The organism is Salinicola aestuarinus (genome assembly GCF_003206645.1).
Lineage (GTDB): Bacteria > Pseudomonadota > Gammaproteobacteria > Pseudomonadales > Halomonadaceae > Salinicola > Salinicola aestuarinus.
The window spans coordinates 326,921-341,500 of the sequence record NZ_PZJP01000004.1 but is presented as its reverse complement, the minus strand read 5'-3'; the positions used below and the strand labels follow the sequence as shown (position 1 = coordinate 341,500).

The 14,580-nt window shown below is 64.9% G+C and carries 14 protein-coding genes; 10 read left to right on the top strand and 4 right to left on the bottom strand.

Annotation, left to right across the window (positions count from 1 at the left end):
• Positions 1-218: 218 nt before the first annotated feature.
• Positions 219-1,418, bottom strand: a complete 1,200-nt coding sequence (tyrS, locus tag DOM41_RS05495; protein WP_110685852.1) for a tyrosine--tRNA ligase — start codon at positions 1,416-1,418, stop codon at positions 219-221.
• A 114-nt stretch (positions 1,419-1,532) separates the two neighbouring features.
• Between tyrS and DOM41_RS05490 the strand changes: the two genes are divergently transcribed.
• The gene (locus tag DOM41_RS05490; RefSeq protein WP_110685828.1) at positions 1,533-2,645 is read left to right on the top strand and encodes an anhydro-N-acetylmuramic acid kinase; all 1,113 of its coding nucleotides are present in this window, start codon (positions 1,533-1,535) and stop codon (positions 2,643-2,645) included.
• 64 nt (positions 2,646-2,709) lie between these two features.
• Here DOM41_RS05490 and DOM41_RS05485 read toward each other — a convergent pair whose 3' ends face one another.
• Positions 2,710-3,837 (bottom strand): PilT/PilU family type 4a pilus ATPase, encoded by a 1,128-nt coding sequence (locus DOM41_RS05485; protein ID WP_110685827.1) that lies wholly within the window; start codon positions 3,835-3,837, stop codon positions 2,710-2,712.
• Between the two features lie 52 nt (positions 3,838-3,889).
• Positions 3,890-4,924: a type IV pilus twitching motility protein PilT gene (locus DOM41_RS05480; RefSeq protein WP_110685826.1), complete on the bottom strand. Its 1,035-nt coding sequence runs from the start codon at positions 4,922-4,924 to the stop codon at positions 3,890-3,892.
• A gap of 40 nt (positions 4,925-4,964) precedes the next feature.
• Here DOM41_RS05480 and DOM41_RS05475 point away from each other — a divergent pair, with 40 nt between their 5' ends.
• The 5 genes from DOM41_RS05475 to metW all read left to right on the top strand — a co-directional run bounded on the left by DOM41_RS05475 (position 4,965) and on the right by metW (position 9,103).
• Entirely contained in the window at positions 4,965-5,675 is a 711-nt protein-coding gene (locus tag DOM41_RS05475; RefSeq protein WP_110685825.1) for a YggS family pyridoxal phosphate-dependent enzyme, read from the top strand.
• A 47-nt stretch (positions 5,676-5,722) separates the two neighbouring features.
• The gene (gene proC / locus DOM41_RS05470) at positions 5,723-6,562 is read left to right on the top strand and encodes a pyrroline-5-carboxylate reductase (RefSeq protein ID WP_110685824.1); all 840 of its coding nucleotides are present in this window, start codon (positions 5,723-5,725) and stop codon (positions 6,560-6,562) included.
• 105 nt (positions 6,563-6,667) lie between these two features.
• Positions 6,668-7,258 carry a YggT family protein gene (locus DOM41_RS05465; RefSeq protein WP_110685823.1) on the top strand — a complete coding sequence of 197 codons (591 nt, stop codon included), beginning with the start codon at positions 6,668-6,670 and terminating at the stop codon, positions 7,256-7,258.
• 73 nt (positions 7,259-7,331) lie between these two features.
• Entirely contained in the window at positions 7,332-8,507 is a 1,176-nt protein-coding gene (metX, locus tag DOM41_RS05460; protein WP_110685822.1) for a homoserine O-succinyltransferase MetX, read from the top strand.
• Positions 8,507-9,103: a methionine biosynthesis protein MetW gene (gene metW, locus DOM41_RS05455; protein WP_110685821.1), complete on the top strand. Its 597-nt coding sequence runs from the start codon at positions 8,507-8,509 to the stop codon at positions 9,101-9,103. Before metX ends, metW begins: the two co-directional genes overlap by 1 nt.
• A gap of 26 nt (positions 9,104-9,129) precedes the next feature.
• Here the strand turns inward: metW and sfsA are convergent, their stop codons facing one another.
• Positions 9,130-9,873, bottom strand: a complete 744-nt coding sequence (gene sfsA / locus DOM41_RS05450) for a DNA/RNA nuclease SfsA (RefSeq protein WP_110685820.1) — start codon at positions 9,871-9,873, stop codon at positions 9,130-9,132.
• A gap of 281 nt (positions 9,874-10,154) precedes the next feature.
• Here sfsA and dksA point away from each other — a divergent pair, with 281 nt between their 5' ends.
• The 4 genes from dksA (at position 10,155) to folK (ending at position 14,567) form a co-directional block, all read left to right on the top strand.
• Positions 10,155-10,592 carry an RNA polymerase-binding protein DksA gene (gene dksA, locus DOM41_RS05445; protein WP_110685819.1) on the top strand — a complete coding sequence of 146 codons (438 nt, stop codon included), beginning with the start codon at positions 10,155-10,157 and terminating at the stop codon, positions 10,590-10,592.
• Positions 10,593-10,751: 159 nt separating this feature from the next.
• On the top strand, positions 10,752-11,639 hold the full coding sequence (gene gluQRS / locus DOM41_RS05440) for a tRNA glutamyl-Q(34) synthetase GluQRS (RefSeq protein ID WP_110685818.1): 888 nt from the start codon (positions 10,752-10,754) through the stop codon (positions 11,637-11,639).
• A 971-nt stretch (positions 11,640-12,610) separates the two neighbouring features.
• A complete protein-coding gene (pcnB, locus tag DOM41_RS05435) occupies positions 12,611-14,038 on the top strand; it encodes a polynucleotide adenylyltransferase PcnB (protein WP_110685817.1) in 1,428 nt (475 codons plus the stop codon).
• Positions 14,039-14,072: 34 nt separating this feature from the next.
• Complete coding sequence (folK, locus tag DOM41_RS05430) at positions 14,073-14,567, top strand: 2-amino-4-hydroxy-6-hydroxymethyldihydropteridine diphosphokinase (RefSeq protein ID WP_110685816.1); 495 nt, start codon at positions 14,073-14,075, stop codon at positions 14,565-14,567.
• Positions 14,568-14,580: the final 13 nt, after the last annotated feature.

Genomic DNA, 14,580 nt, shown 5'->3' with positions numbered 1-14,580 from the left:
GTACTTTACGGACCCGACGCCGGCTTGGCAAGCATTGATTCACAAAAAAGTGACACCACGATGTCACGCCTTCTCTATACGTGCTTTCTCGCCCCCTGCGCGTCCTCTTACCGGTCTGCTGGCTGCCTTCCTGACCCGCCCCTCGCGACGCCCCCAGACGCGACGACGCCCGCACAGAGGCGGGCGTCGATCAGTGAGCAGGCGATCCGTTCACGCCTTCAGCCAAGCGTGACGCGCGCGTAGCGCTTCTTTCCGGCCTGGATGACGTAGCTCTTACCGGTCTCCAGCATTTTATCCTTGGCAACAACGTCGCCGTCGACCCTGACACGGCCGTTGGCGAGCATGTCCTTCGCCTGGGCGCTGTTGTTCGCCAGGTCGGCACGGTTGATCACTGCCGCGATTGGCGCCTGGCTCATGCCTTCGAAGTCGAGGGTTACCTCGGGCAGATCTTCCGGCAACTCACCCTCGGCCAGCTGGTTGCCGCTCGCCCGGTGGGCGTTGGCCGCGGCATCTTCTCCGTGGTAGCGCGTGATCAGCTCGCGGGCGAGCGCCATCTTGATGTCGCGCGGATTGGCGCCCTGCTCGATCTCCTGGCGGATCGTTTCGATCTCCTGATTGCTCTTCAGCGACAGCAGCTCGAAATAGCGCCACATGAGACTGTCCGGCATGGAGACGATCTTCTGGAACATTACGCCCGGGGTATCGTCGACCCCAATGTAGTTGTTCAGCGACTTCGACATCTTCTGTACGCCGTCGAGCCCTTCCAGCAGCGGCATGGTAATGACGACCTGCGGCTCCTGCCCGAAGTGCTTCTGGATTTCCCGGCCCATCAGTAGATTGAACTTCTGATCGGTGCCCCCGAGTTCGACGTCCGCCTTGAGCGCGACCGAGTCGTAGCCCTGAACCAGGGGATAGAGAAATTCATGCGTGGAGATCGACTGGCCGGCTTTGTAGCGCTTTTCGAAATCATCGCGCTCGAGCATACGCGCCACGGTGCTCTGTGCCGCCAGCTCGATCATGTCCGCCGCCGACATCTCGCCGAACCACTCGGCGTTGAAGCGCACTTCAGTCTTTTCCGGGTCGAGAATCTTGAAGACCTGGTCACGATAGGTCTGGGCGTTGACCTTGACCTCTTCCTCGGTGAGCGGCTTGCGAGTGACGTTCTTGCCGGTGGGGTCGCCAATACGGCCGGTGAAATCGCCGATCAGGAAGATCACCTCGTGACCCAGCTCCTGAAACTGGCGCATCTTGGTCAGCAATACGCTGTGCCCCAGGTGCAGATCCGGCGCTGTCGGGTCGAACCCGGCCTTGATGCGCAATTTACGACCGGACTCGAGCTTTTTTACCAGCTCGTCTTCGATCAGAATCTCGTGCGTACCGCGCTTGATCAGCGCCAGCGCATCGGCGACCTCGGTCATCGTATCGCTCTTCACTACGATCTCCACTACGAACGCTATCGGGCTTGAAAGCCGGCAATAGTAGCACGACTCCCATACCGCCGCGGAATTCGCCGCCTCAGCTCAGGAGCTGTCATGCCTCTCTATGTTGGACTGATGTCCGGTACCAGTCTCGACGGCATCGATGCCGCCCTGGTCGATATCGCCGAGGATCCGTCGATTCCGGCTCGCCTCGTCGATGCGCTCTGCCTGCCGCTCTCGGACACGCTGCGTGACGGGCTGCTGACACTGACACAGGCGAGTCGCATCGACTTCACCACGCTGGCGGCAGCCGAGACCGCCCTCTGTGAGCATCAGGCCGACGCCGTGAGCCAGCTCCTGACACGCCACGCGCTCTCGCCAAAAGCGATCACCGCGATTGGCAGTCACGGTCAGACCATCGAGCACGCCCCCGACGGCACGCCGCCCTATACCTGCCAGATGGATAATCCCAGCCTGCTTGCCGAATTGACCGGCTGCTGCGTGGTCGCCGACTTCCGCCGCCGGGACATGGCCGCCGGCGGTCAGGCGGCACCGCTCGCGCCGATCTTCCACCAGGCGGTTTTCGGCCACGCCAACCGCACACGGCTGGTGCTCAATCTCGGCGGCATCGCTAACCTGACCCGACTGGCCCCTGACGCGACACTGCCGGTGATCGGCTTCGATACGGGGCCGGCGAATCTGCTCATCGACGCCTGGCACGCGCGTCATCGTCAGGGCCCCATCGACATCGACGGCGAATGGGCAGCGAGCGGGGCGCTCGACGACGCGTTGCTGTCGCGCCTGCTGGAGGACCCTTACTTCCAGCAGCCACCGCCCAAGAGCACCGGTCGCGAGCGCTTTCATCTCGAGTGGTTGGACCAGCGACTGGACGGAAAGGAGCGCAGTGCGGACGTGCAGGCGACGCTTGCCGAGCTGACCGCGGTGAGCGTTGCCCGCGCCGCCCGACCTTTCGTCGATGCAGCAGGCACCGACCTCATCGTCTGCGGCGGCGGGGCCAGAAACCGTCATTTGATGCAGCGGCTCGCCGCCCATTTACCGGAAGTGGCGTTTCTCGCTTGCGACGATTTCGGCTGGTCGGCGGACTGGCTGGAGGCGGGGGCCTTCGCCTGGCTGGCCTGGCGGCGGCTCAGTGCGATGCCCGGCAATCTACCGGAGGTGACGGGCGCCAGCGGACCGCGGGTACTCGGCGGCGTCTATGCGCCCTGACAGTCATGCGCCCGGGCGGAGCTTTGGAGGGAGCTGGTGGGGCGTTTGAGGGAGAGAGACAGGCTCAGTCGTCGTCATCCGCCAGCGTGAACTGCGTTCCGTCCGCCGAGGTATCGCTCTGCTCGCCGTACTTGATCAACATCCGCAGATCGTTGGTGGAGTCGGCGTGCGAGATCGCCACCTGCTGATTGATGTGGCCCTGACGGTAGAGCGCATACAGGGCCTGGTCGAAGGTCTGCATCCCCAGCTCCTCCGAGCGGCGCATCACATCCTTGATCTCGCTGATCTCGCCGCGCCGGATGAGCTCGCTGATCAGCGGCGACTGCAACATCACCTCCGCCGCCGCACAGCGGCCGTTGCCATTCTCGCGAGGCAGCAGACGCTGAGCGACTACCGCGCGCAGATTGAGCGAAAGATCCATCCACACCTGCTCTTTGCGTGACGCCGGAAACAGGTTGAGGACCCGCTCGATCGCCTGGTCGGCGCTATTGGCGTGGAGCGTCGCCAGACACAGATGCCCCGTTTCGGCAAAGCTCAGCGCCAGCTCCATGGTGTCCTGACTGCGGATCTCGCCGATCATGATGACGTCCGGCGCCTGGCGCAGGGCATTCTTGAGCGCCACCTCGTAGGACTCGGTATCGATGCCGACCTCGCGCTGATTGATGATCGCGCGCTGGTGGGGATGCATATACTCGATCGGATCCTCGACACAAATGATGTGCCCGCCGATGGTGCGGTTGCGCTCCTGGATCATCGACGCCAGCGTGGTCGACTTGCCGCTGCCGGTCCCGCCGACCACCAGCACCAACCCGCGCTTGACCGAGGCGAGGGTAGCCACCGTATCCGGCAGCCCGAGGGTTTCGAGGTCGGGGATTTCGAAGGCGATGCGCCGCACCACCATTGCCGGCTGGCTGCGCTGGTGGAAGGCACTCACGCGAAACCGCCCCTTGCCGCTGAGACTCAGCGCGAAGTTGGCCTCGAGCGCCGTATCGAACTCCTCGCGCCGCCCGGCAGGTAGCGTGGCAATGACCAATTCGCGCACCTGCTCGGGCTGCAGTGCAGTCTCACCCAGCGCGACGAGCTTGCCGTCGAGCTTCAGACACGGCGGCGCCCCAGTCGAGATCAGGAGATCTGAGGCCTGCTGCGACAGCATGATGTCGAGCAGCTGTTCGAACCATTGGGAGGGGGTCATGACAATATCCTGAGCGGGCCTAGCCGCCGGCTCGCGCGCGAGCGTTGTTGATTCAGCCGTCGATACCGGCACGGGATTTGGCGTTCGCCTCCTGGCGCGAGACGACACCTTCGGCGACCAGGCGCGTGAGCGCTGCATCCAACGTCTGCATCCCCAGATTGCCACCAGTCTGGATCGCGGAGTACATCTGAGCCACCTTGCCTTCACGGATCAGGTTGCGGATCGCCGAGTTCGCCACCAGGATCTCGTGAGCCGCGACCCGGCCACCGCTCTCGCGCTTGAGCAGCGTCTGCGAGATCACACCCTGCAACGACTCCGAGAGCATCGAGCGCACCATGCTTTTTTCGTCGCCCGGAAAGACGTCGATGATCCGATCGATGGTCTTGGCAGCCGAGGTGGTATGCAGAGTACCGAAGACCAGATGCCCCGTCTCGGCTGCGGTCAATGCCAGCCGAATCGTTTCCAGGTCACGAAGCTCGCCCACGAGGATCACGTCCGGGTCCTCCCGCAGCGCTGAGCGCAATGCCGGGGCGAAGCCCTTGGTATCCCGATGCACCTCGCGCTGATTGATCAGACAGCGCTTACTCTGATGCACGAACTCGATGGGATCCTCGATGGTGAGGATATGATCCTGGCGGTTGTCGTTGATGTAGTCGATCATGGCCGCCAGCGTCGTGCTCTTGCCCGAGCCGGTCGGCCCGGTCACCAGCACCAGCCCTCGGGCGAGCATCGACAGCCGTCGAAAGACATCACCGAGACCGAGCTCGTCGACAGAGATCACGCTGCTGGGAATGGTCCGAAAGACGGCACCCGCACCGCGGCCCTGGGTGAACACATTGACGCGAAAGCGCGAAACGCCGGCCACTTCGAAGGAGAAGTCGGTTTCCAGCGCGGCTTCGAAGTCACGGCGCTGGCGGTCGTTCATGACATCGTAGATCAGGCGGCGAACCTGGCTGTCGTCGAGCGCGCCCACGTCGAGCCGGCGCATATCACCGTCGACGCGGATCAGGGGCGGTAGCCCCGCCGACAGATGCAGATCAGACGCCCCCTGTTTTGCCGAGAACGCCAGCAGTTCGGTAATATCCATGGGTTTTTATTCGTTCCCCTGCCAAAGGTCGCTGCCCAGTATGCCAGAAGCGTCGGTGTTCGAGTCTCTCACTACTGCCCGGCGGCGCCTGCAGGACGCGCTGAAAGCAGCCGGCCGCTCCCAGGATGCGGCGATGCTGCTGGCCGTCAGCAAGACAAAACCGGCAGCCATCCTGAGGCAGGCCTATCTGGCCGGTCAACGCGCCTTCGGGGAAAACTATCTGCAGGAGGCCCTCGACAAACGTCGGGAGCTCGCCGACCTCGAGGCGATCGAGTGGCATTTCATCGGCGCCCTGCAATCCAACAAGACGCGCGACGTCGCCGAGCATTTCGACTGGGTCCATGCCGTCGATCGCGACAAGATCCTGCGGCGTCTCTCCGAGCAGCGCCCCGAGGAGAAGGGCCCGCTCGACCTCTGCCTGCAGCTCAACGTCAGTGGCGAGGCGAGCAAGGCCGGCGTCACCGTCGACGCGCTTCCCGCGCTGGTGGAGACCGCGCTGACACTGCCGCGCATTCGTCTACGCGGCTTGATGGCGCTGCCGGCGCCCAGCGACGATGCCGACACCCAGCGCCGTGCCTTTCGCCAGGTCCGCGAGACGCTGGAGAGGCTCCAGCGGCAGTACCCGGAGGCCGCGCTAGACACCCTCTCGATGGGCATGAGCGGGGATCTCGAAGCCGCGATCGCCGAAGGCGCCACCGTCGTGCGGCTGGGTACCGCCATCTTCGGTAGCCGTCCGTCGCCGCAGGCCTGAGCGATCGGCGGGACGCCAGCACTCGACACACTCAACAGGATTATGTGATGACCGATACCTTACAAGCCAGCCGAGTCGCTTTCCTCGGCGCCGGCAACATGGCCGGCGCCATCTTCGGCGGCATGCTCGAGAGCGGCTATCCCGCGTCCGCGATCGTCGCCACCGCCCGCAGCGAGTCACGCCGCCGCGAGATCGCCGAGCAGTACGGGATCCGCACCGAAGCGGACAACAGTGTGGCCGTCGCCGACGCCGACGTGGTCGTGCTGGCGGTCAAGCCGCAGATGATGCGGGATCTCTGCCTCTCCCTTCGCGATTCGGTGCAGCAACGCCGGCCGTTGATCGTCTCCGTCGCCGCGGGGCTCGAGATCGAGACCCTCGAAGGCTGGCTTGGCGGTGAGCTGGCGGTGATCCGCTGCATGCCCAACACCCCTTCGCTGGTGGGGGCAGGTGCCAGCGGCCTCTTCGCCAATGCACGGGTCGACGACGCCCAGCGCGAGGTCACCACCCAGCTCTTCGAGAGCGTGGGACTGGTCGAGTGGGTCGACACCGAGGCACAGATCGACGCCGTCGCCGCCATCTCGGGCAGCGGGCCGGCCTATTTCTTCCTGTTCATGGAGTCGCTCGAAGCCGCGGGTGTCGAGCTCGGACTGCCGCGGGAGAGCGCGCGCCGGCTCGCCCTGCAGACAGCGTTCGGTGCCGCGACCCTCGCCCGCCAGAGCGAGTTCGATCCGGCCGAGCTGCGTCGGCGTGTCACCTCTCCCAATGGCACGACGGAACGCGCCATCGCGACCTTCCAGGAGGCCGACTTCGCCGGGCTGGTAGAGAAGGCCACCCAAGCCGCCGCCGAACGTGCACGCGCCCTTTCCCAAGAGCTGAGCCAGGCGTGAATCGCCATGCTCGAGGCGCGATCGCCCGCGTCTGCGCCGCGAGTCAGCGATTCGCCTGCTCGACTCTTGTTCGATATCCGCCCTCGCCATCACTAGGAGAACGTCATGGGCAGTAACCTCGGAAGCGCCGGCCTGATGCTGGTCAACACGCTGGCCAGCGTCTATCTGTTCGTCCTCATGCTGCGCTTTCTACTGCAGTTCTCGCAGGCCGACTACTACAACCCCATGAGCCAGGGGGTGGTCAAAGCCACCCAGCCGGTGGTGGCGCCGCTGCAGAAATTGCTTCGCCCGGTGGGACGTTTCGACGTCGCCACCCTGTTCGCCGGCTTTCTGCTCAAGGCGCTGGTGATCATTCTCGTCTTCCAGCTCGCCGGTTTCGGCATGCCACCGCTGCAGGGACTGCTGCTCGCCGCGGTCGCCGGCGTACTCAATGCCATCCTCAAGATCTACTTCTTCGCGCTGATCATCATGATCATCCTGAGCTGGGTCGCGCCGCAGGCGAGCCACCCCGGGGCACTGCTGGTGATGCAGATCGTCGAGCCGATCATGGCGCCCGTGCGCCGGGTGATCCCGTCGCTCGGGATGATCGATCTGTCGCCGATCGTCGTGTTCATCGCCATCAACCTGCTCGACGGCCTCGTCGTCGGCTCGCTGGCACGGGCCGCCGGCCTGCCCGGTGCGCTCGTCGGCTTCTGACGCGTTCACTCTGCCGCCGGCGGTCGCTGCAGGCGTCGCCGGCCCCCGCTGAATCTGGAGAATCGCGAGTTTCATGTCAGCCTCGTTCCCGTCCGACTCGGTCGGCCTAGTCACCCCCCAGACAGCGACCTTCGAGTCGCCGCTGGCGCTGGCCTGCGGCAAGACACTCGAGCGTTTCGAGCTGGTCTTCGAGACCTACGGCACGCTTAACGCCGAGCGCAGCAACGCCGTGCTCATTTGCCATGCGCTGTCGGGCCACCACCACGCCGCCGGCTATCACAGCGCCACGGATCGCAAGCCCGGCTGGTGGGACGCCTACATCGGCCCGGGCAAGGCGATCGATACCAACCGCTTCTTCGTGATCTCGCTCAACAATCTCGGCGGCTGCCACGGCAGCACGGGACCCGCGAGCGTGAATCCGGCGACCGGCCACCCGTGGGGTCCCACCTTTCCGGTGATGACGGTGGCGGACTGGGTCCACAGCCAGGCACGGCTCGCCGATCGTCTGGGCATCGAACGCTTCGCCGCCGTGGTCGGCGGCAGTCTCGGCGGCATGCAGGCGATGCAGTGGTCGATCGCCTATCCCGAACGGGTCGCCAACGTGGCGACCATTGCGGCCACCCCCCGACTGTCGGCGCAGAACATCGCCTTCAACGAAGTCGCCCGGCAAGCGATCCGTTCCGACCCGGACTTCTTCGTCGGCTGGTACGCCGAGCGCGAGGCGATCCCCAAGCTCGGGCTCAAGCTCGCACGCATGATCGGGCACATCACCTACCTCTCGGAGCACTCGATGGGGTCACGCTTCGGTCGCGATCTTCGCAGTGATCAGCTCAATTTCGGCTACGACGTCGAGTTTCAGGTCGAGTCCTACCTGCGTCACCAGGGCGACACCTTCTCGACGAGCTTCGACGCCAATACCTACCTGCTGATGACCAAGGCGCTGGACTATTTCGATCCCGCCGGCGAGCACGGCGGCGATCTGGCCGCGGCGCTGGCGCCGGTCGAGTGCCCCTATCTGGTGATCAGCTTCACCACCGACTGGCGCTTCGCCCCGGCCCGCTCACAGGAACTGGTCACGGCACTGGTGCGTGCCGGCAAGCGGGTGAGTTACGTCAACGTCGACTCGTCTCACGGCCATGACGCCTTCCTGCTGCCCAACGAGCAGTACGAGTCGGTCTTCTCGAGCTTCATGCAGCGTATCGACGGCGACCTCGAGCGTGGCCACCGCCAGAAGGGAGCAACACGCTGATGCGCGCCGACCTCGAACTGATCTACGACTGGATTGCCCCGGACACCCACGTGCTCGACCTCGGCTGCGGTGACGGCACCCTGCTGGCAGCACTGGCCCGCGACAAGCAGGTGACCGGCTACGGGCTGGAGATCGATCCTGACGGTATCGCCAGCTGCCTGCGCCAAGGCGTGAGCGTGCTGGAGCAGAACCTCGACGACGGCCTCGGCAACTTCGACGACGACGCCTGCGATCTGGTGATCATGACCCAGGCACTGCAGGCACTACGCCGCCCCGACATCATGCTCGACGAGATGCTGCGGGTCGCCCCCGAGTGCATCATCGCCTTCCCCAACTTCGCCTACTGGAAGCACCGGCTGCACCTGTCGCTGCGCGGGCGGATGCCGGTCTCGCGTTCGCTGCCACACGCCTGGTACGACACGCCCAACATCCACCTCTCGACGTTCAAGGATTTCGCCGGCCTCTGCCGACAGAAGGGCGTGACCATCGTCGACGAGGCCGTCGGCAGCGCCAATCACGAGGGGCACTGGAGCTCCAGGCGCTGGCCCAACCTCTTCGGTGAGACCGCGATCTTTCGCGTTCGCCGCGGCATCTGAATCGCGCCACGGCGTTGCCATCGGGGTCACTCGCCCACCCAGCGCCGGGCAAGATCGACCGGCAGCCGGCGATCGATCACCAGCCCCGTCGGCGCCGCCGTAGAGCCGAGCCGACGGCAGCCGTAGGCGAGAATCTCCACGCCGCGTTCGGCGACCGCCGTCAGCGTGCGCGCATAGGCGGGGTCGCGATGCGCCGCCGGGGCGACGTCTGCAATCCCGGTATGCGCCGCGCAGAACAGCAGCACCCCCCGATGCCCCTGCGCCACCAGCGCCGCGAGCGCCTCCAGATGGCGACGCCCGCGCTCGCTCACCGCGTCGGGGAAATAGCCGTGGCCGTCGCTCTCCTTGAGTGTGACCTGCTTCACCTCGACGTAGGTGGCCGGCGCACCGCCAGCCTCGAGGCGAAAGTCCAGCCGCGACCCGGCGACGCTCGCCTCCCGCTTGAGCGCGGTGAACCCGGCAAGCTCAGGGATCGCGCCCGCGTGCAGCGCGTCCTCGACCAGCGCATTCGTACGCCCGGTGTGCACTGACACCCAGTCGATACCGCCGCGCCCGTCCGGGAGCTCGATCAGCTCCCAGGTCCAGGCGAGTTTGCGTGCCGGGTTGGTACTCGGTGATAGCCAGACACGGCAACCGGGGACATTGACGGCACGCATGGAGCCGGTATTGGGGCAGTGCGCCACGACCTCCCGTCCATCATCGAGCACGACATCGGCCAGGAATCGCTTGTAACGTCGCCGCAGCGTACCGGCCACGAGGTGATCGCTCATGTCATACCTGCTGGGCCGGGCAAGCGCCGGGCGGATGCGGGGACAGATTGCACGCCATGAAGCGCCTTCCTGGGGATCGTCGATCGCCCAGGCGTCGACGCGGAAGGCCGCTCAGCACAGAAAACGATGGACACTCACGCAATCGAGTTATGGGAAAAATAAAGCCACCGTTCGGTTGCAATGGAGACACTTTTTCGCTAAATAAGCAGGGCTTCGGGCAGCGGCTCACGCTGTCCACGGTCGATCCTCGGCCCAAGTCACTTGCGTAACGAGGCAGCCCCATGCCAGTAGCAGAAAAGAAAACGGAAGCGCCCAAAGTCTTCACCCCCTATGAGCCGGCGGCGGGTGAAGAGTATATGAATGACAGGCAGCTTGCGCACTTCCGGGAGATCCTGCTGGGCTGGAAACAGGATCTAATGGAAGAGGTCGATCGCACGGTTCGCCATCTGCAGGAAGAGGCCAATAACTACGCCGACCCCGCCGACCGCGCAACGCAGGAAGAGGGATTCAGCCTGGAACTGCGCACGCGTGACCGCGAACGCAAGCTGCTCAAGAAGATCAACGAAACCATCGAGAAGATCGACGAAGACGACTACGGGTTCTGCGAGGCCTGCGGCGTCGAGATCGGCATCCGCCGGCTGGAAGCCCGCCCCACGGCCACGCTCTGCGTCGACTGCAAGACGCTGGCAGAGCTCAAAGAGAAGCAGCTCGGGGGCTGATCCCGCCACCCCGTTCGGCGACAGATCGGGCGAGGCGGCCGGCCGAGCCGCGCTGCTGCACCAACCGAACGGCCTTCAGACGGACACGAACACGCCAGCGGGCACCCCAGGGTGCCCGCTTTGCGTTTGATGGCGCGCCCACTTTTACCGGGAGCCGACATGACCTACATCGGCCGTTTTGCCCCCACCCCCTCGGGGCCGCTGCACCTCGGCTCACTGGTGGCAGCGCTGGGTAGCTGGCTGGATGCCCGCGCGGCCGGTGGGCAGTGGCTGCTACGCATCGAGGATATCGACCCGCCGCGCTGCCCGGCCGGCGCCGCCGACACCATCCGTCGACAACTGGAAGCCTTTGGCCTCACCTGGGACGGCGAGGTCCGCCATCAGCGCGACCGAGACACCGCTTACCAGACCGCGCTGGATCACCTCGCCGCTCGCGGCATGGCCTATCCCTGCGGCTGTTCCCGACGCGAGTGGCAGGGGCACGCGCACTACCCCGGCTGGTGCCGAGAAGCACCACGTCATCCCGAGCGTTCACCGGCGTGGCGGCTTCGCACCGACCGCGGCAGCCGGCCGATCATTTGGCACGACCGTCTCTTCGGCGAACAGCGCCTCGATCCCACCGCGCAGGGCGATGTCGTGCTCAAGCGCAAGGAAGGACTGTGGGCGTACCAGCTCGCGGTGGTCGTCGACGATGCCGACCAGGGCATCACGGACGTCGTCCGCGGCGCCGACCTCCTCGACAACACCCCCTGGCAGCGACAGCTACAGGATGCCCTCGGCTACCCCGAGCCGCGCTATCTGCACTTGCCGCTCGTCATGGGTGACGACGGCCAGAAACTCTCCAAGCAAAATCTGGCCGCCCCCATTCCGGACGACGCCGAAACGGCACGCGAGTGGTTGCCGCGGGCACTGGCCCTGCTCGAGCCGGGGGTCGACCGACCTCACGGCGGACCCACTGCCGATATCGACACGCAGCTATGCGAGGCCGTGGCACGCTGGACCCCGACGACACTGGCGACGGCCCCGATACGCGCCGCGGACCACTGACCGGCCTGGCGGCTGACGCCCCTGCGCGCCCCCCCATTTCGCGTCCCCACGGAAATACCAGCGCTACGCCCCGTCACGCCGCGCTCCCAAGGCGACCCCGCCGGGTGTGCGGAGCACCGCCCGAGTGCTGAAGACTATGGTCTAAGCGAAAACGCGGCGGTTTTCCGGCAACCTGTCGCCACTGTCACTGTCGGCGCACCACTATCAGGCATCGGGGTTCAAAAATGCCCCGTAATGGTTCACCAAGCCATCGCCGGCAGGGCCTCACACACGGCCGCGCGTTGGATGAATCCATAAGACGCTGTATTCCAATGCTTTCTCTGAAAATGGCACGGTCAGTGCACCCTAATTGACAAGAAAAACAACAGGCTGGCGACCGCCTTCCCAATAACAACAAAGGCTGCGGTCGGTTTTGCCAAGGTGCGACCAACAATAACAACGGCACCTTGTAATGACTCCGGGGGGCGCGAGGCAACAACAATGCCAAAGCCATCGACGCCTCCACGAGCGAACAACAATGACAACGCTCGAGAGTCGGTTACCAATCAGGACGCGACGTTCTTCCCTGTCGAGGTATAACAACAACAATCTTCGAGGAAGGAAGACTACCCGCAACAACAATAAAACGCGGGAGAAGGCACTGCCTGTCGTGGTTGGAAGATTGTTTTGAATACGAGGTGGTCGTCTTTGCGCGTGACGACTGTGATGCGTATTCAAGGCGATGCGCCATCACGAACAAAAAACTGCAGCACAACGTTGCAACGCATCTCTTATCAAGGGGCCTTCGGGCCCCTTTTTCCTGTCGACGTCTTGCTGTCGACGTCGATCGCCGGTGCGGATACCTCACGCCGGTCGTTGTGACCTCCTCACATGGCACCGCCCTCACACGCCCACAGATAGGGAGTCGCTTTGCAAGGTATCGGGGCTCCGCTACACTGGGGTTTTGCTATTCTGCGAGTCGAATTCGCCGCATGTTCAAAGGATTTTCCCGCTTTCTCCAACGTCCCGGTGAACGTTTGAAGACTCTCTTCGGCCAATCGCCCACGTCCGACGTACCCGCGCGTCAGCAAATCGTTCTCTCCCGCGACGAGCACAACGTATCCCGCCGCAACCTCAGCGAAAACGCGGTCAAGGTTCTCTATCGCCTCAACGGCGCCGGATTTGAAGCCTACCTGGTCGGCGGTTGCATTCGAGACTCCCTGCTCGACCGTCACCCCAAGGACTTCGACGTCGCCACCAACGCCACGCCCGACGAAGTACGTCAGCTATTTCGCAACTCGCGGATCATCGGCCGTCGCTTTCGCATCGTGCATGTTCGCTTCGGCCGCGAAGTGGTCGAGGTCACGACCTTTCGGGGCGGACATGGTGAAGAGCAGGACGTCAGCCAAAGTCAGCAATCCGACGAAGGGCTGCTACTTCGCGACAACGTCTGGGGCAGCGTAGAAGAGGACGCCATTCGCCGAGACTTCACCGTCAACGCGCTTTACTACAGCGTGGCCGACTTCTCGATTTACGACTGGACCGGCGGTCTCGAGGACATCGAAGCCCGCGTTCTGCGTCTGATCGGCGACCCCGAGACCCGCTATCGCGAAGACCCGGTGCGTATGCTGCGCGCCGCCCGCTTCGCTGCGAAACTCGATTTCGAGATGGCCGAGGCGACCGAAGCGCCGATTCGCGAGCTCGCCCCGCTGCTGCTCCAGATCCCGCCGGCTCGCCTCTTCGAGGAGGTGCTCAAGCTCTTCCTGTCGGGCCACGCGGTCCAGAGCTTCCGCGTGCTTCGCGAACACGGCCTCTACGCCATGCTCTTCCCGGAAAGCGATGAAGCGCTGGCGGAGCTCCCCTGGGCAGAAGCCCTGATCGAACAGGCGCTCGCCAACACCGACGACCGCCTCGCCCGCGATCGTCCCGTGACGCCCGCGTTCCTCTTTGCTGCACTGCTTTGGCCGTGCGTCCATCAGAGAAGGACGCAGATCGCCCAGGAGCAGGATCTGCCGGGCGTCCCGGCACAGCAGGCCGCCGCACAGCAGGTCATTGCGCGCCAGCTTCAGCACACGTCGATCCCCAAGCGCTTCAGCATGCCGATGCGCGAGATCTGGGACATGCAGCAGCAGCTGCCCCGGCGTCGCGGCCGGCGTGCCTTTCAGACGCGAGAGAATCCGCGCTTTCGGGCGGCGTACGACTTCCTGCTGCTGCGCGAAGCCGCAGGCGAGATCGAAAGCGGATTGGGCGCCTGGTGGACGGAGTTTCAGGATGCCGACGAGCCTCGCCAGCAGGCGCTCATCAACGAAGCCGATGGGGGTGGGCACCCCGCGGGCAGCAGCGGCAAACCGCGGCGCAAGCGCCCGCGAAAGCGCCGGCGTCCAGCCAACCGCCCGGCACCGCCGACCCTCGACGAGTGACACTCGATGCGTGACGTTCGATGAGTAGCAGGCGATGAGGGCAGCCCATGAGGCCGTCGCCTACGTCGGCCTCGGCAGCAATCTGGACGGACCGGTCGATCAGGTACGCCGGGCGCTCGAGGCGCTGGCGCGGCTGCCGCTCACCAGCGTCACCGCACGCTCGTCGCTATACGGCAGTGCGCCCATCGGGCCGCAGGATCAGCCCGACTTCGTCAATGCGGTAGCCGCGGTGACGACCCGCCTCTCGCCGCTGGCACTTCTCGATCAGCTTCAGGCACTGGAGCAGCGCCATCGCCGCGTTCGCCAACGTCATTGGGGGCCAAGAACCCTCGATCTCGACCTGCTCTGCTACGCCGACCTTCACCTGTCGACGTCGCGTCTCACCCTTCCCCATCCGGAAATGCCCCATCGCCGCTTCGTGATCGAACCGCTCGCCGAGATCGCCCCCTCGCTCACCTTGGCGGGCGCGTCTCTTACCGCCTGGCGGAAGCATCTATGCGACCAGACGCTACATCGGCTCGCCCCGTGAGCCGTTGGGCTGC

Excerpts from the sequence above, each read along its gene's own strand:
- folK (WP_110685816.1), top strand. The coding sequence starts at position 14,073 with ATGAGGGCAGCCCATGAGGCCGTCGCCTACGTCGGCCTCGGCAGCAAT.
- pcnB (WP_110685817.1), top strand. The coding sequence starts at position 12,611 with ATGTTCAAAGGATTTTCCCGCTTTCTCCAACGTCCCGGTGAACGTTTG.
- DOM41_RS05490 (WP_110685828.1), top strand. The coding sequence starts at position 1,533 with ATGCCTCTCTATGTTGGACTGATGTCCGGTACCAGTCTCGACGGCATC.
- DOM41_RS05480 (WP_110685826.1), bottom strand. The coding sequence starts at position 4,924 with ATGGATATTACCGAACTGCTGGCGTTCTCGGCAAAACAGGGGGCGTCT.
- gluQRS (WP_110685818.1), top strand. The coding sequence starts at position 10,752 with ATGACCTACATCGGCCGTTTTGCCCCCACCCCCTCGGGGCCGCTGCAC.
- metW (WP_110685821.1), top strand. The coding sequence starts at position 8,507 with ATGCGCGCCGACCTCGAACTGATCTACGACTGGATTGCCCCGGACACC.
- DOM41_RS05465 (WP_110685823.1), top strand. The coding sequence starts at position 6,668 with ATGGGCAGTAACCTCGGAAGCGCCGGCCTGATGCTGGTCAACACGCTG.
- DOM41_RS05485 (WP_110685827.1), bottom strand. The coding sequence starts at position 3,837 with ATGACCCCCTCCCAATGGTTCGAACAGCTGCTCGACATCATGCTGTCG.
- dksA (WP_110685819.1), top strand. The coding sequence starts at position 10,155 with ATGCCAGTAGCAGAAAAGAAAACGGAAGCGCCCAAAGTCTTCACCCCC.
- proC (WP_110685824.1), top strand. The coding sequence starts at position 5,723 with ATGACCGATACCTTACAAGCCAGCCGAGTCGCTTTCCTCGGCGCCGGC.
- tyrS (WP_110685852.1), bottom strand. The coding sequence starts at position 1,418 with ATGACCGAGGTCGCCGATGCGCTGGCGCTGATCAAGCGCGGTACGCAC.
- metX (WP_110685822.1), top strand. The coding sequence starts at position 7,332 with ATGTCAGCCTCGTTCCCGTCCGACTCGGTCGGCCTAGTCACCCCCCAG.
- sfsA (WP_110685820.1), bottom strand. The coding sequence starts at position 9,873 with ATGAGCGATCACCTCGTGGCCGGTACGCTGCGGCGACGTTACAAGCGA.
- DOM41_RS05475 (WP_110685825.1), top strand. The coding sequence starts at position 4,965 with ATGCCAGAAGCGTCGGTGTTCGAGTCTCTCACTACTGCCCGGCGGCGC.